Source organism: Marinobacter sp. MBR-105 (assembly GCF_053628895.1).
In genome coordinates this window covers 179,406-197,759 of record NZ_JBRJHG010000003.1, presented here as the reverse complement: position 1 = coordinate 197,759, position 18,354 = coordinate 179,406, and the positions used below count along the sequence as shown (strand labels likewise).

18 protein-coding genes and 1 tRNA gene are annotated in these 18,354 nt (G+C 56.7%); 10 read left to right on the top strand and 9 right to left on the bottom strand.

Translation table 11 applies throughout. From position 1 onward, the window contains the following. Positions 1-67: 67 nt before the first annotated feature. Entirely contained in the window at positions 68-346 is a 279-nt protein-coding gene (locus tag ACSSVV_RS05595; protein WP_023008248.1) for an acylphosphatase, read from the top strand. Further along, entirely contained in the window at positions 343-1,293 is a 951-nt protein-coding gene (locus tag ACSSVV_RS05590) for an AEC family transporter (RefSeq protein ID WP_454105712.1), read from the top strand. Before ACSSVV_RS05595 ends, ACSSVV_RS05590 begins: the two co-directional genes overlap by 4 nt. Positions 1,294-1,462: 169 nt before the next feature. Here ACSSVV_RS05590 and ACSSVV_RS05585 read toward each other — a convergent pair. After that, positions 1,463-1,553: transfer RNA gene (locus ACSSVV_RS05585), tRNA-Ser, on the bottom strand. Positions 1,554-1,757: 204 nt separating this feature from the next. On the opposite strand from ACSSVV_RS05585, the gene ACSSVV_RS05580 reads away from it, so the two are divergent. Both ACSSVV_RS05580 and ACSSVV_RS05575 read left to right on the top strand, forming a co-directional pair. Continuing rightward, a complete protein-coding gene (locus tag ACSSVV_RS05580; protein WP_023008235.1) occupies positions 1,758-2,288 on the top strand; it encodes an isochorismatase family protein in 531 nt (176 codons plus the stop codon). 21 nt (positions 2,289-2,309) lie between these two features. After that, on the top strand, positions 2,310-2,978 hold the full coding sequence (locus tag ACSSVV_RS05575; RefSeq protein WP_023008234.1) for a cupin domain-containing protein: 669 nt from the start codon (positions 2,310-2,312) through the stop codon (positions 2,976-2,978). 57 nt (positions 2,979-3,035) lie between these two features. Here ACSSVV_RS05575 and ACSSVV_RS05570 read toward each other — a convergent pair whose 3' ends face one another. The 4 genes from ACSSVV_RS05570 to ACSSVV_RS05555 form a co-directional block, all read right to left on the bottom strand. After that, entirely contained in the window at positions 3,036-3,401 is a 366-nt protein-coding gene (locus ACSSVV_RS05570) for a DUF7352 domain-containing protein (RefSeq protein WP_014421698.1), read from the bottom strand. Between the two features lie 120 nt (positions 3,402-3,521). Continuing rightward, complete coding sequence (locus ACSSVV_RS05565; protein ID WP_454105711.1) at positions 3,522-4,421, bottom strand: LysR family transcriptional regulator; 900 nt, start codon at positions 4,419-4,421, stop codon at positions 3,522-3,524. Between the two features lie 34 nt (positions 4,422-4,455). Then, positions 4,456-5,283 (bottom strand): CheR family methyltransferase, encoded by an 828-nt coding sequence (locus ACSSVV_RS05560; protein ID WP_023008233.1) that lies wholly within the window; start codon positions 5,281-5,283, stop codon positions 4,456-4,458. A gap of 35 nt (positions 5,284-5,318) precedes the next feature. Then, positions 5,319-6,248, bottom strand: coding sequence for a chemotaxis protein CheV (locus ACSSVV_RS05555; RefSeq protein WP_454105710.1), 930 nt, complete (start codon positions 6,246-6,248; stop codon positions 5,319-5,321). 185 nt (positions 6,249-6,433) lie between these two features. Between ACSSVV_RS05555 and flgA the strand changes: the two genes are divergently transcribed. The 3 genes from flgA (at position 6,434) to ACSSVV_RS05540 (ending at position 8,073) form a co-directional block, all read left to right on the top strand. Next, positions 6,434-7,141, top strand: coding sequence for a flagellar basal body P-ring formation chaperone FlgA (gene flgA, locus ACSSVV_RS05550; protein WP_454105709.1), 708 nt, complete (start codon positions 6,434-6,436; stop codon positions 7,139-7,141). Between the two features lie 127 nt (positions 7,142-7,268). Then, positions 7,269-7,595 carry a flagellar biosynthesis anti-sigma factor FlgM gene (flgM, locus tag ACSSVV_RS05545; protein ID WP_011784682.1) on the top strand — a complete coding sequence of 109 codons (327 nt, stop codon included), beginning with the start codon at positions 7,269-7,271 and terminating at the stop codon, positions 7,593-7,595. Positions 7,596-7,602: 7 nt separating this feature from the next. After that, complete coding sequence (locus ACSSVV_RS05540) at positions 7,603-8,073, top strand: flagella synthesis protein FlgN (protein WP_454105708.1); 471 nt, start codon at positions 7,603-7,605, stop codon at positions 8,071-8,073. A gap of 71 nt (positions 8,074-8,144) precedes the next feature. On the opposite strand, the gene ACSSVV_RS05535 is transcribed toward ACSSVV_RS05540, so the two are convergent. After that, positions 8,145-8,888 (bottom strand): hypothetical protein, encoded by a 744-nt coding sequence (locus ACSSVV_RS05535; protein ID WP_014421704.1) that lies wholly within the window; start codon positions 8,886-8,888, stop codon positions 8,145-8,147. A 204-nt stretch (positions 8,889-9,092) separates the two neighbouring features. Between ACSSVV_RS05535 and ACSSVV_RS05530 the strand changes: the two genes are divergently transcribed. The 3 genes from ACSSVV_RS05530 (at position 9,093) to ACSSVV_RS05520 (ending at position 12,337) form a co-directional block, all read left to right on the top strand. After that, positions 9,093-9,701 (top strand): peptidylprolyl isomerase, encoded by a 609-nt coding sequence (locus ACSSVV_RS05530; RefSeq protein WP_199453160.1) that lies wholly within the window; start codon positions 9,093-9,095, stop codon positions 9,699-9,701. A gap of 5 nt (positions 9,702-9,706) precedes the next feature. Beyond that, positions 9,707-11,602, top strand: coding sequence for a bifunctional tRNA (5-methylaminomethyl-2-thiouridine)(34)-methyltransferase MnmD/FAD-dependent 5-carboxymethylaminomethyl-2-thiouridine(34) oxidoreductase MnmC (mnmC, locus tag ACSSVV_RS05525; RefSeq protein WP_454105707.1), 1,896 nt, complete (start codon positions 9,707-9,709; stop codon positions 11,600-11,602). Positions 11,603-11,692: 90 nt separating this feature from the next. Further along, a complete protein-coding gene (locus tag ACSSVV_RS05520; RefSeq protein ID WP_014421707.1) occupies positions 11,693-12,337 on the top strand; it encodes a CBS domain-containing protein in 645 nt (214 codons plus the stop codon). A 28-nt stretch (positions 12,338-12,365) separates the two neighbouring features. Here ACSSVV_RS05520 and ACSSVV_RS05515 read toward each other — a convergent pair whose 3' ends face one another. The 3 genes from ACSSVV_RS05515 to zipA form a co-directional block, all read right to left on the bottom strand. Next, positions 12,366-15,104 (bottom strand): hypothetical protein, encoded by a 2,739-nt coding sequence (locus tag ACSSVV_RS05515; RefSeq protein WP_454105706.1) that lies wholly within the window; start codon positions 15,102-15,104, stop codon positions 12,366-12,368. Positions 15,105-15,251: 147 nt separating this feature from the next. Next, entirely contained in the window at positions 15,252-17,288 is a 2,037-nt protein-coding gene (gene ligA, locus ACSSVV_RS05510) for an NAD-dependent DNA ligase LigA (RefSeq protein ID WP_454105705.1), read from the bottom strand. 24 nt (positions 17,289-17,312) lie between these two features. Further along, positions 17,313-18,329: a cell division protein ZipA gene (zipA, locus tag ACSSVV_RS05505; RefSeq protein WP_454105704.1), complete on the bottom strand. Its 1,017-nt coding sequence runs from the start codon at positions 18,327-18,329 to the stop codon at positions 17,313-17,315. Positions 18,330-18,354 lie beyond the last annotated feature (25 nt).

The following is an 18,354-nucleotide window of genomic DNA, read 5'->3' as shown; positions in this document are numbered from 1 at the left end:
TAATTCGGTGTCACAGGCCTCCCTTGCGGAGGCCTTTTTGCTTGCAATCAACGCAAGGAGGAACACGATGACCATCAATCGCTGGCACTTGCTGGTAAGCGGCAAAGTACAGGGCGTTTACTACCGGGCATCCACCGAACAGAAAGCCCGGGAACTGGGCCTCACAGGCTGGGTACGAAATTTACCGGACGGCAGGGTCGAAATCATGGCAGAGGGCGAGCCACTCCAGCTCAAGGCACTGCATGAATGGTGTCACGAAGGCCCGGAACGCGCGGTGGTCGATGAGGTTGCAACCCAGGAACTGCCCGCCACTCAGGAATTCGCTGACTTCAGGACTACACATTGAGCAGTCTTCTTGATACCTTTCTGTACACGCTGGAGACTACGCTGCCGGTATTCGCCATGGTTTTTATCGGCATCGGTCTTCGGCGCATTGGCTGGATTGACCAGGGCTTCATCGCCACCGCCTCTGCTCTGGTTTTCAAGGCCACGCTCCCCACCCTGGTTTTCCTGAGCATTATCAGAGCCGACCTGGATACCACCCTCAGCATCAGCATGCTGATCTTTTACTTCCTGGCGACCCTGGCCAGTTTTGCCCTTGTCTGGTTCTGGGCAACAAAGCGGGTCCGGCAAGAGGATCGCGGGGTTTATGTCCAGGGCGCGTTTCGGGGCAATTGTGGCATCGTTGGTCTGGCGTTGGCAGCCAACCTTTACGGCGACTATGGGCTCTCAGCCGGGGGCCTGCTCCTGGCTCTGGTGATTGTGGTCTACAACTCGTTATCGGTGATCGTGTTGCTGGCGTATCAGCCCGGTAAAACCATGAGCCTGACCAACACCCTGCGAGACATTGCCAGAAACCCACTGATCATCGGCGTAGTGCTGGCCATTCCTTTCGCAGCCCTTGAAATCAGGCTTCCCGGATGGGTAATGACCAGCGGCGACTACTTTGCTTCGCTAACGCTGCCTCTCGCCCTGCTCTGTATCGGCGCAACGGTCTCACTGAAATCCATACGCAGCGACAGCGGCCCGGCCGTGGGTTCATCCATCTGGAAGATGGTATCTTTGCCGGCACTGTGCACTCTTGCTGCCTGGCTGGTTGGCTTTGAAGGGCGGGAGCTCGGGCTCATGTTCCTGTTCTTCGCCAGCCCAACGGCAGCGGCCAGCTTCGTGATGGTGAGGGCCCTTGGCGGCAACGATCGCATGGCCGCGAACATTATTGCACTGACGACATTGCTGGCGAGTGTGACCGTAACTACCGGGGTGTTTGTGCTGCAGTCGATAGGAGTTGCCTAAGAATAGGAGGGATTATTCGGGCCTGCGGCCCTCACCCCTTCGGGGCCGTCGTCGCTTTGCTCCGACGTTCCTGCGGCTGCTGCGCAGCCTTCGGTCGAACCTGCGAGGGTTCTTCTACCCACCCAATCGGCCAATAAAAAACCCCAGCATTTCTGCTGGGGTTTTGTATTGGCGGAGAGGGAGGGATTCGAACCCTCGATACGCTATTAACGTATACACACTTTCCAGGCGTGCGCCTTCAGCCACTCGGCCACCTCTCCAATAAACTGTTTCAAATCAGCGATGTCGTCGCTCATTTGAGGGCGCAAACTTTAATGGTTTTGACGGCGTTTGGCAACTCCATGTTTTGAATTCATCAAAAATTTTTTTTCAGAAGAACCTTACGACGGCCTCGGGCATAACAAACCCGGGGTCCATGGCGTATCCTTTCAGGAAACCCGCTCAACACGTTCAGGAGAATGACCATGCTGATGAAAGCCGACCAATCCACCCTGTTACTCATTGACGTTCAGGAACGGCTGATGCCCGCCATCAGCGAGGGCGACGCGGTTGCTGAGCGTTGCATTATACTGGCAACTATTGCGGGACTGCTTGGCGTACCTGCAATTGCAACTGAGCAGATACCTGAAAAACTTGGGCCGAATCTGGAAGGCGTTAAGGAGCTGTGCAACAAAACTCTGGAGAAAACCCATTTCGACGCCTGCCCGGACGGACTCATCGACGAATTGCCCGAAGGCCGGCAACACATTGTCATCGGGGGCTGCGAAACCCACGTATGTATGCTGCAGACCGCCCTGAGCCTCCTGGATGCAGGCTATAAGGTGTGGGTGGTGGCAGATGCCACCGGGTCCCGTAGCGAACTTGACCGGGACGTTGCCCTGGATCGACTGCACCAGAGCGGCGCCCGCATTGTTACCACGGAAATGGTGGCCTTCGAGTGGATGGTTCACTGCAAGCATCCACACTTCCGGGACATTCAGGCCCTGATAAAGTGAATGACAGAAGGTAGATACATTATGCTCAACATGGACTTTTCCCAGCGCGTTGTTATTCGCACCCACGAACAGCACTGGGTGCCCAGCCCCGCCGCTGGCGTTGAGCGCAAACCACTGGCCCGAGAGGAAGCGGAGCGGGGCCACGCCACCAGCGTTGTGCGCTATAAGCCCGGTTCCTCCTTCTCTACCCACGAACACCCTCTGGGCGAAGAGATTCTGGTGCTTGAAGGCGTTTTTTCCGACGAGACCGGCCACTATCCGGCCGGCACCTACATCCGGAACCCTCCAGGCAGCAGTCACGCACCGTTCAGTGAAGAGGGCTGCACCCTGCTGGTCAAACTCCATCAGTTCGACCCGAGAGATACCGCGACGGTCAGAATCGATACCAATGCCGGCCACTGGCTACCCGGCATTGGCGGCTTACAGGTTATGCCTTTGCACGAATTCGAGCATGAACACGTTGCCCTGGTGAAGTGGCCGCCAAACGAAACCTTTCAGCCGCATCGTCACTTTGGTGGAGAAGAGATCTTTGTGCTGTCGGGCGAATTCTGTGATGAACACGGCCGGTATCCCGCAGGAAGCTGGATTCGCAGCCCGCATATGAGCGAACATCATCCGTTTGTTGAACAGGAGACGGTCATCTGGGTAAAAACCGGCCACTTACCGGTAAACCACTCCCCTGAAACGTAAAAAGGGCCCCAGATGGGGCCCAAGAGCGCGTGCAACGCTGCTTGCTAGCGATCATATTCAGGACGCGTAACGCCCTTGCCACCCAGCGCCACCCAGCATTTCATCGCCGGCCCGCTCGTGGCCATTACCAGTGAGGTGTAATTCACCTGCCGGCACCGCGAAGACGTGATAGGCCTCAGGGCCGAACGGGTCAAGCGCGGTATCAATGTACTGGAACCGATCGGGAACCGGCTCACCCGACATTGCCACCCGGAACTGCCGTTCCACAGTAGGCGTGGTTACATTCAAAGGCTGCTGTACCCAAAGGAAGACCGCTTTGTGCGGCACCAGATACTCGCAGCGCACCACTTCATAACCCTCTCTCAAGGTCAGGGTGGTAGGCTCTTTACCAGGCTCAAGTCTGAACTTGTGAATCGTTTTCATAGCTGCGCTCCTCTGGATACTGCGGAATACGACTCCATAATGGAGCACTGCAGAATTCGATAAAATAAGTTTTATTAAGCAAAAAACATCGTATTTTTCGATGTTTTAACAGAGTGAAGTCTAGCGCTCAAAGATCCCCTGGCGAGCCTCGCAGATTGCCCTCACCCCCTCATGGGCCAGCTTTCGGCTTCGGGAGACCGCAAACAGCTGATCCGTCACCTCATCGAGCGAAGCAATCAGAGCCACCTGATACTGACGGCACACTTCATCCTGAATCATCGTAGGCGCCGCGAACACACCAAGTCCCTCCCGACCAAACACCTTGATAAGGGCGCTGTCATCGACTCGGGCAACCAGGTTCATTCGGACATTATTGAGATTGAACCAGTGCATCAGTTTCTCGAAATACGGCGCATCGGTAGCGTTCGCCAGTAACGGCTGGTGATTGAGCGAGTGAGGAAAGCCGGTTTTGAGCTGCTCCGCCAGTTCGGGTGCAGCAAAGAGACTGATGGTAGACCGGGATAGCGGATGAACCGCGAAACGTTCAGGAGATTCTGCCTGGGGCATTCTATCGGTCAGTACAACGTCGAGCTCCTTCCGCTTGAGGCTGAGAAGAAGATCTTCCGTCCGGCCGGTCCGGCATTCCAGTTGCACGGGCCGGTTCAGCTTCATCGCCGGGTGAAGGAGGTAATAGGCGATCAGTTTGTGGATAGACGCCGACATGCCCGCAGACAAGGAAAGCGGCCTGTGTTCAGGTCCCGCCCTCAGGGTTTCAGACAACTGACCGGTTAGCTCGAAGATCTCATCGGCATAACTGCGAACCATATGGCCGAGTTCTGTGAGCACCAGTTGCCGGCGCTCGCGGCTGAATAACCGGCCACCCACCGCGCCTTCAAAGGTCGCAAGCTGGCCACTGAGGGTCTGGGGTGCCAGGTCGAGCACCTCGCTGGCTCGGGCAATAGAGCCTTCGCGGCTAATAACCCAGAAATAATAGAGATGTCGGAGGTTCAGATTCTCCACATCGGTCCCCTACTCCGCATTGAACAGTTCCCGGCTATTTTTTGCGATAGATGATGCCAGGGTGACACTGGACCATTTCGTAGAGATTGGGAAGCCCGTTCAAAGACTCAGAAGCACCAAGAATCAGATAGCCTCCGGGGTTCAGAGCACCATGCAGCCGGGTAAGAATGTCCTTTTTCAGTTCCGCTGAGAAATAGATCAGCACATTCCGGCACATGATGATGTCGAACTTGCCAAGCATGTATCGATCCAGCAGGTTCAATTCCTTGAATTCCACCATGGACTTGATTTGCGGTCGAATCTGCCAACCACCGTTGGCCGAGGGGGTAAAAAAGTGCTTTTGACGCTCCGGCGACAGCCCGCGGCCGATGGCGATCATTTCATACTCGCCTCTCCGGGCAACCTCCAGCACGCTTTTGGAAATGTCCGTTGCCGTGATTTTTACATCCCGCAGCTTACCCGGCCGGGTACGGCGGAATTCGTCAATTACCATGGCTACGGAGTATGGCTCCTGGCCAGTAGAACAGGCGGAAGACCAGATTCTTAACGGCTGGAGTGAACTGCGCTCGGCAAACTCTGGCAAGAGCTTTTCCTGCAGAATCCGGAACGGATGGTTGTCCCTGAACCAAAGTGTCTCGTTGGTCGTCATCGCGTCGATGACCACCTCGCGCAAGCCTGCCCTTCCAGGCCTCTTTAATCGTTCCAGAAGCTCTCCAAGGGAATTCAGGCTGTTTTCTTCGAGAATGCGCCGAAGCCTGCTCTTTACAAGATACTGTTTGTTATCACCCAGCAGGATGCCGCACGCATCCTGCAGGAACTTTTTAAAGGCTTCGTATTCCTGGGGCGTTATGTCCGCTTTCATTGGATCTCTTCGTGGGTGAAACCATCAGCCGAGCATCAGTGCTGATCAATAATTTCCATTACTCGCTCGGCCAGCTCATCCGGGCTGAATTTCGCCATGAAATCGTCTGCGCCCACTTTCTGCACCATCGCCCGGTTGAAGACACCGCTCAGCGAGGTGTGCAGCATTACATACATTTCTTTCAGAGCCGCATCTTCTTTGATTCTGGTAACGAGGGTGTAGCCGTCCATTTCCGGCATCTCAACATCAGAGATAATCAGAGACAGGTGATCATTTGCGCGCGATCCATCCTGAGTTATCTCTTTGAGATACTGCAGTGCTTGCTTGCCATCGTTTTTGGTAACCACTTCCATTCCTATAGCGGTCAGGCAACGCTCGATCTGCCGACGAGCCACCGAAGAGTCATCCACCACCAGCACAGGCAGGTGGCCCGGCACACGTTCGGCACTCCTGGCAACCAACTCCTCCGTAACATCTTCCCTGAGCGGAGAAACTTCTGCAAGAATCTTTTCTACATCTATGATTTCTACCAGCTTATCATCAATCTTCGTCACCGCAGTCAGGTAAACATCCTTTCCCGCACCCTTGGGTGGCGGAAGAATATCCTCCCAATTCATATTCATGATTCTCTCGACACCAGCCACGAGAAAACCCTGCGTTTTACGATTGTATTCCGTAATGATCACAAAGCTTGTAGCTAACTGCTCCTGCGGTATGCCCGCGAGCCCTATCGCCATGCTCAGATCAATAATGGGAATGGTCTCCCCCCGAACATGAGAAACGCCTCTCACCACCGTTTTACTGTTGGGAATCGAGGATAACTTGGGACATTGCAGCACCTCTTTAATCTTGAAGACGTTGATACCGTATAGCTGCTGCCCCCGGAGCCGAAAAAGTAATAATTCCAGCCTGTTCTTACCGACCAGTTGCGTTCGCTGATTAACGCTGTCGAGTACCCCTGTCATGATGCTTTACTCCTGGCGCGCCTTTACCGGCATCAATATTGCTTTGACCTTTGTAAGGTGTTTTCAGGCCTGTCCAAGACAAATCTTTGACGCCTGCAAACCTGTTAACGGTTAACGGCCCGAAAACCCGAATCCTTAGCGGATTTCGACAATACACAAAGATACAGACAGCATAGGACAAACCGGTGCGTATGCGAATCATCTTTTTGGCTGCATTGTGTCTATCACTGAGCCCAATCACTCTGTCTTCAGAGAGAACCAGTGCTGAAGCCATCCGTGACGCTGCCCAGACGTTCCTGGCAGAGTGGTCCAGAACCCTTGCTGCCGATGGCTACACGAGCCGCTACGAAGTTGGCGCTATCGACAGCCGCATCGCCCTTGCTGCCTGCAACCAGGGGCTGAACGCCGAGTTTGCGGGCGATCCGCTACAGACCACCAGCCCGTCGGTCCTGGTTTCCTGCAGTGGTGAGCGACCCTGGAGAATGTACGTTACCGCCAGCGTCGAGGTTCATGGCCCCGCCCTGATAGCAGCCCGTCCCCTGGCGCGCGGAGAGCGCCTGACACCAGATCTGGTCACCGTAAATTCGGTGCAGATCAATGCCAGTCGTCGCGGCGTACTCACCCGCAAAGAGTCCGTTTCAGGCATGATGATGCGCCGCCCGGTGAACGCCGGCACGGTAATGACCCCGGATCTCCTTGAAGCTCCCAACGCGATTGAGCGGGGTGACCATGTTATTATCACCGCGCGCTCAGGCTCATTCTCGGTATCATCTCGCGGTAAGGCACTGGCGAGCGCGGGCGTTGGAGAACAGGTACTGGTGGAAAACCTCCGCTCGTCCCGGACAGTCAAAGCTCGTGCCGTCGGCCCCGGGCGGGTCGAAATTCCGATGTAAGGCGGCAAACAGCAAGAGCGGCAAATGTTTTCCGTTTTGTAACTAAAGTATGGCGCGGATTTGCCGTTAAGCAGATATAAACCCGAATACGCCACTTTCTTGTGGCCCCAGGCAAGCAGGTATTGATATGTCAGTTGACTTAAATGGAATTGGCCCCGGCCAGGTCAACACCACGCGCACCACGGCCGACAAAGCCTCAGGCAATCAAACGTCACAGGCGCCCACAGGCGAGCAAGCCAAGGCCCAGAGCCCCGCTGCCCGTGGCGAAAACGTGAACCTGAGCAATCAGGCGAAAAACCTGAAGCAACTTGAGCAGAAGCTGGGGGACTACCCCGAAATGGACGATGATCGCATCGAACAGATTCGTTCTGCTCTTGAGAACGGCACCTACAAGGTAGATGCCCAGAAACTGGCCCAGAAAATGCTTGAGATGGATAAAAGCATTTTCGGGTGAGTAAAGCATGACTGCACATGAACAGTTGAAAGCGATTCTTCAGGAAGATATCCGCCAGCTTGAGTCGCTGGCGGAAGTACTCCACCAGGAAAAATCCGTGCTCTCCTCTGCGGATATCCAACCCCTCCAGGAAATGACCAGCCGGAAAAACCAGATTCTTGAGGGCATACGCGAACGCGCCAAAAAGAAGATTCACCTGCTGGTGAATATGGGCTACAAGCCCAATGCCGGAGAGCCATCACGCTTCATTCGCGCCGCTGGTATGGATGAGCTGTACCAACTCTGGAAAGAAGCCGACACCCGTTTGCGCGAATGCCAGGCCGTGAATCAGAACAACGGCCGAATTCTTGGCCACCTGCAAAAGCGCCTGTCACGCCTTACCGACATCTTCCGAGGTGCTTCCACCCAGCAGAAGCTCTATGGTGCCAAAGGCCAGCAGACCAACGTCTCAAGCACCAACATTCTGGCCAGCGCCTGATACGCCCATCGCTCACAGACAACGAAATGCCCGGAGATCTTCCGGGCATTTTTCGTTTCAGGGCAAGATTTTCAACGCGTATAGATGGTCATCTGGGAATCCGGGTGAAAGCGGATATCGCGAATGCTGACATTGCCCATGGGTGGAGTCTGGCCGCCCATCACGCGAATATTATCCATCCGGATTTCCTCGATACGCTCCGGAAATGCCAGCCTCAGGCCTCCGTCTTCCTGTAGCGAGTAGCGAGGCTCTGAGTCCCGGTAATGCACACCCGTAATTGTAAGGTCTGAATCCAGAAAACTGAGCACCGGCACGAATACATTTGCCGCCAGTCTGATCCCTTCCACCACATCGACATCGGGAGATTCTCCTGAGAGATCGTCCCGGGCGCTGGCGGGCATGGAAGACACGGCCTCCAGACGCTCCATCAGGCCAATACCGCTTTGTGCAGACACCCCTGACATTTCCTCTTCCGAGAGGGGGGTGAGTCCGCTCCGCTCGTAGAGTTCGCCCGCTCCGGCGCCTATCTGCGCTGCATTGGTGTTGCTGGACGCCAGTGACACCAAGGGCTGAAATGGCAAGGTGACCATGGTAACAAGAGCTGCTGCATTGCGGTAACGCGACTGATGCTTGAGTACGCGGTGGAGTTCCCTCTCTGAGATCCAGCCGGCAGCAATTAACACCTCACCGAGGCGCTGCCCGGTTTCCCTCTGAGCACGAAGCCCTTCTTCCAGCTGACCTTCAGACAGGTAGCCACGATTGATCAGCAACCGGCCAAGCCGGGATTTCTCTTCAAAACCCTGACGGATTCTCACCAGATTCCTCCTGCAGTATCAGTGATCACCGTACAACCCGGCCCGGTATTCAACAGTCAAGTGAAGCGTAGCCCACAACCTCTGAGCGTGCTGTTCTGATTTGCCCTTAATGGCGTAATGATCTGTTAAGATCTGCACAAACTACGTAATAACCGGATTATCTCAGTATTCTGGTCACCACCTGTAACAGAGAGCTGCCCTGAAATGACAAATCCCGTAAAACTCGTCCCGATTGTGATGTCTGTCCTGTTTGCCTTCGTTGCCACTCTGCTGACCACCTCACCAGCCGTGGCGCAAAACGAGGAACCGGCACTTCCTGAGGTCCGTTTTGTCACGACGGAGGGCTCTTTCGTGCTTCAGCTTCGGCCCGATGTTGCGCCCAAAACCGTGGAAAACTTTCTGGCTTACGTAAACAGCGGTTTTTACGATGGCACCATCTTTCACCGGGTTATTCCCGGCTTCATGGTTCAGGCCGGCGGATTCGATGAGAACCTGGGGCGTAAACAGACCCGAGCTCCCATCGTGAACGAAGCTACCAGCACCCTGCCCAACCTTCGCGGCACCATCGCCATGGCCCGAACCAATGCGCCGGATTCTGCCACCAGCCAGTTTTTCATCAATGTGGCCAATAATGATTTCCTGAACGCCGGAGTTCGGGGCCCGGGCTATGCGGTTTTCGGCAAGGTGACCGATGGCATGGGTGTGATTGATCGTATCGCAGGGGTCCAGACCGGCTACCAGCGCGGAATGGCCGATGTTCCGGTGAGCCCGGTCATCATCGAGTCCGCCGAAGAAATCACAAAAGACAACTAAGCCCCATGATTAACGACCTTCGTCCGCCGGCAATGGAACCGGCGGAGCTGATATGGCGAGACGGAGTGCCTGAATCAGCGCGCTTTGGCGACGTTTACTTCAGCAGAGATGACGGTCTGGCCGAAACCCGTTACGTGTTCATCGAAAGAAATGGACTACCCGGGCGCTTCGCCGAACTCGACAGGAACAGCCACTTTGTGATCGCCGAGACAGGCTTCGGAACCGGGCTCAACTTCCTGGCGACCTGGGCCGAGTGGCTGGCTCAACGACCTGACGATAAAGACCACGCAATTCTTCACTTCATCTCGGTGGAACGTTACCCCCTGTCTCTGGCCGATCTGGAAAAGGCCCTGGAGAGCTGGCCGGGGCTGCAGCCCCTGGCTCGGGAGCTGATTGAGAACTACCCACCGCTGATCAAAGGAACGCACCGCCTGGTACTTGGCGGCGGCGCTATCAGGCTTACCCTCTGTTTTGGCGATGTACTGGACGCCTGGAACGAACTGGAATTCGTGGCCGACGCCTGGTTCCTTGATGGGTTTGCGCCGTCGCTGAACCCGGACATGTGGCTCGAAAAAGCCATTCATCAGATTCGGGCTCACAGCCAACCAGGCACCACCCTGGCCACCTTCACCTCGGTCGGCAGGGTTCGTCGTGCGCTGGCAGATGAAGGCTTCGAGATGGCGAAAGTTCCCGGCTTCGGGCGCAAGCGGGAAATGCTGACCGGCAGACTGCCAACCTCGGAAGAGGTCTCTGCCCCCACTGTCGGAACTGACCCCATCGTCATCATTGGTGCCGGGATCGCCGGTGCCGCTCTGGCCCGCAACCTGGCGGAACGGGGCGTTCCGGTGGTGCTTGCCGACCAGGCCAGTGGCCCTGGAGCAGGAGCTTCCGGTAACGACCAGGGGGCCCTGTACGTAAAACTCGGTGTCGAGTACAACGACCAGACAGAGCTCTCAGCCACCGCGCTTTGCTTCAGTCAGCGCTTCTACCAACGCTGGCAGGGCGAGTTCTGGCACCCAAGCGGGTTGCTGCAGCTTGCAGCCACAGACCAGGAGCAGGATCGCCAAAAGCGGTTTCTGGAACGCAGCAGCTACCCCGAAAACCTGCTGGGTGCCGTATCACCCACCGAAGCTAGTCGTATTGCCGGCATACCGGTCCAGCGCGAAGGGCTATGGTTTCCGGGTTCCGGGTGGCTACAACCGGCCCGAGCGTGCAAAACGCTGATTGAGCACCCACTCATCCACACGATTTTCGGGTTCAAGGCCGGTACGCTGAGGTGGGCAGACAACCACTGGGTCATTCAGGCCAGTGACGGAAGATCTCTCAGAGCCGCAAAGGTTGTGGTTGCTGCCGGCCATGAAAGCACTGCCCTCGCTCCAGTACCTGAGGGCCAGTCGCTGCGCCTCAAGCCCATTCGCGGACAGGTCACGCGCATACCCGCAGACGACTGCCAACTTCCAGACGTGGTCATTTGTGGCACCAAATATCTGAACCCCGCTTATGACGGCAGTGCCATAACCGGCGCCACATTTGATCTGCGCGACGATAACCCCGAACCAACGCCCAAGGGACATCAGGAAAACCTGGACCAACTTCGGGAACTGCTGCCCTCCGTAAACATCTCAGAACACATACAGGCAGAACATCTTCAGGGGCGCGTGGGATTTCGCTGTACCACACACGACTATCAGCCGGTGGCTGGTCCGTGCCCCGGTAACGATGAGACAGCCGGGCCCGGCGTGTATCTGCTCACCGGTTTTGGCAGCAAAGGCCTGGTATGGGCTCCCCTGCTGGCGGAATATCTGGCCGACCGGATCTGCCAGCAACCGGCCTGCCTGAATACCCGGCTCGCCCGTCGTGTGGAAACGGGACGCCTTTACCGGAACCAACTAACCGTATAGTAATAAACTCGAGCTATAGCGAACGGTCCGGCGGCCGATAAACCTTCATAAGGTGGCAGTAGAGGGGGAAATCCCCGGAGAGGTGGAACCATGTCCATTTTCGTCAGTGAACCCGGACGTCCGATCGGAACCCGGTTACCCGAAGCGTTCCGAAGTCGCCGGGTGGGCGATGTCACCGAGCTGTCGGAGTCTGCGTCCATTTCTGCCGAACACAGCGAGGCTACCGACGCCGAGTTCCAGCAGGCGGTGCACAGCGGCGGTGGTGGTAGCAGCTTCCGCGCACTTCAGGAGTATGGTGCCGCTGCTGCGGGCGAACGTCGGGAGGAAAGGGTTTACCTGCCAGTCGCCGACATCAGCTCGCCAGCGCAGTTTTCGGTTCCTGCTTCTGCCACCGTCGCAGAGGCGCTGGAGACCATGGAAGAACACGGCGTTCACCATCTGGTCGTGCTCTCGGATAACAATGTCGCAGGCCTGATCGACCTGCGCTGGCTTCTTTCGTGGATTCACGAGAACAGTTCGGAAGCTTTGAACCAAAGCCTGATTCACATCGAACTACCGGCTTTTCTGACTGCATCTCCCGAAACCGATGCCCATCAACTGGCACGCCTGATGCTCGCTCACCGGCTGAATGCGGCCCTGGTCATCAATGCTGCCGGACAACCCGCCGGCGTGGTCACCAGCACCGACTACCTGAAGCTCTATGCCAATGCGGGCCGACAGGAAGGGGCGGTCTGACCCCAACCCGGACCTGCAACCCGGAGGATTACGGCGTTATCGGTGTCAGTAACTCACCTTCCGGGCTGAAAACAAGCAGCATCCTTTCGCCATTTCGGTTCACCAACGCCACCACTTCATCGTCGCGGTAATTCTCCAGATCGAGAATGTCCAGACCTTCGAATGCCAGTTGCCTACGCCAGTTGCGGAAGGCTACGTCAGATTCGGAGGTATCCACTCTCGCCAGGATACTCTCTGTGCCCGCCACCGGCGCCGCCTGGCCTTCAACAAAGCTCCCGTTGGTGTTGCCCGACACCACAATATCACCGTCAAACCGGACACCACGGGTCAGGAATTCGTTGGATAGATCACCCGCATCATCAACGGTGTACGCGCTCAGAGGTTCGCCTGAAGTATTGAATCCCAAAACAAAGCCGGCCCGATTATCCAGCCGCGTGCGAATAATCTCATCCTCCGCATTTTCGGTACCGGCATCCTCTGGCTGCGCTTCACGGAATCGGTAGCTATAGGGCGCGTCGCCGACCAGCACCACCCCGGCACCACCATACAGACCGTCCCCGAGCGATTCAGAGCTGTCTTCACCCACCTGATACACGGTCGGTGACTCTCCGGTGTTGCCATTGAAGAAATACGGGCCAACATTTCCGAGGCCATCAAGCGTCATTGGCGACGCCCCGAACAGCAGAGCCAGCGAGCCTTGTGAGCTACCACCGACCACGGTCTCATCACCTGATGAGCCAACCTGCCGTGTCCAGGCCAGGGTCGGCTCCAGAGCCCCTGCGTTCTCCGCCGTATCAATGCGGGCCAGGAAACTGTCGGTGCCGCCCTGGTAGGCATCGGTATTCCAGGCACCGAGGGTTTCGCCGCCCACCAAAACATAACCAGTGGTGCCGTTAATGCCCACCCATCGCACCGAATCGTCCGCCGGCGTGCCAATTCTGAAGATATTGTTTCCGGTCCAGCTCGGAAGATAGTTCCCCGAAGCACCGTCATAATGGAACAGGGCCGTTACCGCATCAGACCCGCCAACGGGAGCACCCGGTTCTGCCTGGTCAGAGCTAAAAGCAACGGCAATTTCATAACGATTCACACGGTTATTGTTTTCAGTGACCGTTCGTACACCAACGTCCAGGAATACGTCTGAAGGTTGCAGCGCTATCGCCGGGTCTGTCACCTCAACAATCTGCAGCTCCATACCTGCCTGATCATAAATGCGGACCTGGACCTGATTGTTCCCTGGAAGGTAACCAGCAACAAACACCCGGCCCTCATGGCCCAGCGACACATCCGTTGCCATAAAGCCATCACTCCAGACCAGCGGTTCAATCAGACGGTTAAGGTTCAACCTCAGCAGTGTTTCAGACTCGCCCCTCGCATATCCGGCCCGGCCAGCCTGGTAATTTACATCGACGCCAATAGGCGCTGCGTTGTCGTCCAATTCATCCTGAAGATTGTTGTAAACAAGCGCACGCACACCAAAGGTGATTTCATCCTGCTCCAGCGGGAATACCAGCTCCTCAATTGGGTCGTAGGTACCCTGAGCGTTCTTCTCAACAATCTCGAAAGTCTCGTCCTCGACAACACCCGTCAGCTCACCAATTCTTGTCAGCTTGGCTCTGAACAGGGTTTTACGGTCACCCGTGAGAATGGCGCGATACTCACGAGTCGTCTCGGTATTGATGGTATCGCGACTACCGCCATTGACGGTTTCTATGCTGAGTAGCGGCTCGTTATCCTCAATTGAAAGGTTGGCTTTGACCTCAACACTACCATTGCCCAGCGAGGCAATGCCCTGGCGTACTTCGGTCAGAACCATGGTCGCCACTTCTGTTGGCTCGGGAATCAGGTCGTCAACCACTTCAAAGGGAATGTAGCACTCGGTGAGACCGGGCTTCAGTGTCACAACACCGCTGGTTACCGTATTGCCAGTCGTGTCATATTCGACGTACTCGAGGGGGTTACCCTCTTTATCAACGGGGTGATTCAGCTCGTCGCTGAGCGCAACGAGGTCTTCGCCGATAATAATCGCACCGGTGTTGGCGCGGCTATATTTGCAGTCCTGATGGGCGGGATCAGTTTCGTCATTGTCACAGGCAGCTGGGTCGAAATCAGAACGCAGCTCAAAGGCGATTTTGACTTCGGTAACGGAGGGTTGATCCAGATTTACTTTTACATACGCGCGCTTGGTTGGGTAGGTGACTGACTCAGTTCCATCCGGCTCGCCCTCATCCGTGAACTTCTGGAGCTCGTAAGAATAGGAACCGGCATCCAGCTCAGGCACCGCACACCGCTCCTCCGACTCATCTTCAGACGCCTGACTTTCACCTTCTTTCAGGTTGGCTCCGTCGAGGGTAATTACGTTTCGCTTGACTTCAATATCAAACGGCTGGAAACCCGCCATGCGGCCGTCCGTGGTGACTATCTCGATATTCTCGGTCTGGCCAAGATCAGCTTCACCCCGGTTGCCCCCGGATAACCCAGGCACACCGCGCATGATAATACCCTGACGGGCCTTATTGCTGGTGTCTTCCAGCGCAAGCCAGGATGGCGCATTGGTCAGGGAGTAATCGAGAATGCTTTCGCCGCCATAGGCGCCCCAGTTGTAGTAATACTCTACCCCCAGATAGGCGGTGGTCGGTGGCGCCCCCAACAAGGTGGGCTGGTCAGGATCTTTTTCGGTCTTGCAGCCGGTCGCTGCCAGGGCAATCAGGGCAACACCAAGGAGGCGGCCCGAGGCGGTTGAGCGGGAGAACAAATCGGCGCGCATGCAAAAATCCGTTTCATGACGTTGTTGTTATGGCCGTGCCCGGGTGCCTGGCACCCGGTTTACACACCGTTACAGATCAACGCCATGGTAGCCAATTTGAATCCGGAGCGACCTGCGCGAGTTCTCAGATTCTTTGGCCAGCTGCCCTCAGGCCTCCAGACCATGCTCCCGTAGCAGGTTGGCCAGCCCTTCCTCGTCCAACACTGGCACTCCCAGCTGCTCGGCTTTGGCCAGTTTGGAGCCGGCGGCCTCGCCTGCGACAACGCAGGCGGTTTTTTTGGAGACACTACCAGCAACCTTGGCACCGAGCTGCTCAAGCTTTTCCTTGGCCTGATCCCGTGTCATGCCTGAGAGAGTGCCGGTCAATACCCAGGTCTGACCACTGAGAGGCTGTTCATCCGCCGACAGCACTTGCTCTTCCTGCCAGGTGACGCCTGCTTCTTTCAGCGCCGCCAGTGTTTCCTGATTTTGGGGCTGATCAAAGAAGCTCCGGATATGACCGGCCACAATCGGCCCGACGTCAGGTACCGTCTGCAGAGTCTCCTCATCCGCTTCGGAAATCGCTTCCAACGTGCCGAAATGGGCTGCCAGCCCCTTGGCCGTGGCCTCACCCACTTCACGAATACCAAGTGCATAAAGGAAACGCCAAAGCACCGGTTCACGGGAGCGATCGATGGCGGCAATCAGATTTGCCGCAGATTTGTCGCCCATACGCTCCAGGCTGGCAATCTGGAATTTCGTCAGGCGATAAAGATCCGCCACGGTGCTGACCATGCCCTCGTCTACCAACACCTCGATCAGCCGGTCCCCAAGGCCCTCAATATCCATGGCCTTCCGGGAGGCATAATGCCGGATTGCTTCCTTGCGCTGAGCCGGGCAGTACAGACCGCCGGAACACCGGGCAACGGCTTCCCCTTCAATCTGGACTATATCTGAGCCACAGACCGGGCAATGCTCTGGCATTTTAACCATCGGCGCCTTGGCCGGGCGCTTTTCCGGCACCACCTTCACGACCTGCGGGATTACATCCCCGGCGCGGCGAATGAACACCGTGTCGCCGATATGAACATCAAGGCGCCGGATCTCGTCCATGTTGTGCAGGGTCGCATTTGATACCGTGACGCCGCCGACAAACACCGGTTTCAGCCGGGCTACCGGGGTTACAGCTCCGGTTCGGCCCACCTGGAATTCCACATCTTCAATAACCGTCAGCTCTTCCTGGGCTGGAAACTTGTGGGCGATCGCCCAGCGCGGGGCGCGGGAAACGAACCCAAGCTCCTGCTGGAAATCCAGACGGTTTACCTTGAACACAATGCCGTCGATTTCGTAGGGCAGGCTGTCACGCTTGGCCATTAGTTCGTTGTAGGCATCCAGGCAGGCTTCCACGCCCTCAGCCTTGCGCATTTCCGGATTAATCCGGAAGCCCCAGCCCCGGACAAGCTGCAGGCTGTCCCAATGGGTTTCCGGCAGTACCGTTTCATCGGTCACCGCCATACTATAAGCACACAGCTCCAACGGACGCTTGGCGGTAACGGTCGATTTCTTCTGGCGCAGGCTTCCGGCAGCAGCGTTGCGGGGATTCACAAAGGTCTTCTCGCCCTGCTCTGCCAGCCGCTCGTTGAGTTTCTCGAAACCGGCACGGGGCATGTAGACCTCGCCCCGAACCTCAACAAGATCCGGGTATCCCGAGCCGCGCAGTTTGAGGGGTACCGACGGAATCGTGCGAATATTGGCGGTGATATCCTCGCCGGTATAGCCATCGCCCCGGGTAGCGGCGCGGGTTAAGGTGCCATTTTCGTAGTGCAGACTGACGGCGAGACCATCAAGTTTGGGCTCACAGACATACTCAATGGCGCCGTCCTCACCCAGTCGGTCTCGAACCCGACGATCAAAATCCCGAAGTTCGTCCTCACTGAAGGCATTATCCAGCGACAGCATCGGCAGGCGGTGGGTGACTTCCTCGAAACTTGTCTCAGCACTACTGCCTACCCGACGGGTGGGGGAATCCTCAGTCGCCAGTTCCGGGTGTTCAGCTTCCAGCTTCTGCAGTTCCCGAAACAAACGATCGTACTCGGCATCGGGAATTCTGGGGTCGTCCAGAACGTAATAGTAGTAATTGTGGTCTTCGAGGGTAGCGCGCAGAGAATCCACGCGCTTCCGGATAGCTTCGGGAACGTTAGTCATCGGGTCTGGGGTCCGGACGGGCTATTAGGCTCGCTGGGAGCGCTGCTTGCGTTCAAACTCACGAATGCGCTGGCGACAGTGCTCAATGGTTTGCGGTGTCATCACGCTTCGACGCTCGTCTTTCAGTTCACCACCGAGGTTTCGCACCACACACTGGGCGGTTTCAAGCATGAACTCGAAGGCCTGCAAGGCATTGGTGGGCCCTGGCAGGCTCATGAAGAAACTGATACCGGGAGTGCTGAGCCCGGCCATGTCCTGAGGGCGAAAGGTGCCCGGCTCCACGGCGTTGGCCACGCTGAATTGCACAGGCGTGGTGGTGTCCTCGGATTCATGGCGGTGGTAAATGTCCATATCGCCATGCTCCAGGCCGCAGGCCTCAAACAGGCTCTTGAGCTTGCTGCCCTGGAACTGCTCGCCGCTGCGGGCCAACACGTTGATCACCAGCACTTCCCTGGCCTCGGGGCGATTGGCTCCGGCCAGGGGCTGATTCTTGCGCGGTTTGTTGGGCGTTCGCCGGGCGGTATCTTCCTCAACTTCGGTAGTAACCACCGGCGGCTCTTCCGCTCGGGGTTGGGGTTCGGCTTTGGCCTTTTCAGGCCGGGTGGGCCTGGTTTTCGGTTTATCCGCTTCTGGTTCCGGAGTGCTGGTCACCTCGGGCTCAGGGGACTCGGGTTCTTCTATTTCCGGTTTCACAACCCTGGGCGGACTCAGGATGCCGTCATCCTCATCGTCGTCCCGGGCGCTCCAGCCGGATTCCGGGGTTACATCGTCTTCTTGATCAGCACTTACGGGCGCGGACATATCGCGCTTCAGATAGCCCCGGTCTTCCAGTGTCGAACGGGAAACCGTGCGAGCACCACCGTTTGGCAATTCCGGGTTGAAGTCATCATCCAGCGGGGAATCCTTGAGTTCGTCAGCCCCCATACCGGACGAAATAGCCATGGATTCCTTCCGGGCACGCCGCATACGGCGCACACCGTCAATCACAATTCCAATAATAACCAGGGTACCTATGGCAATTAACCATTCCCTAAGTGACATAATGCTGCTGTCCTGTTTGCAGTTT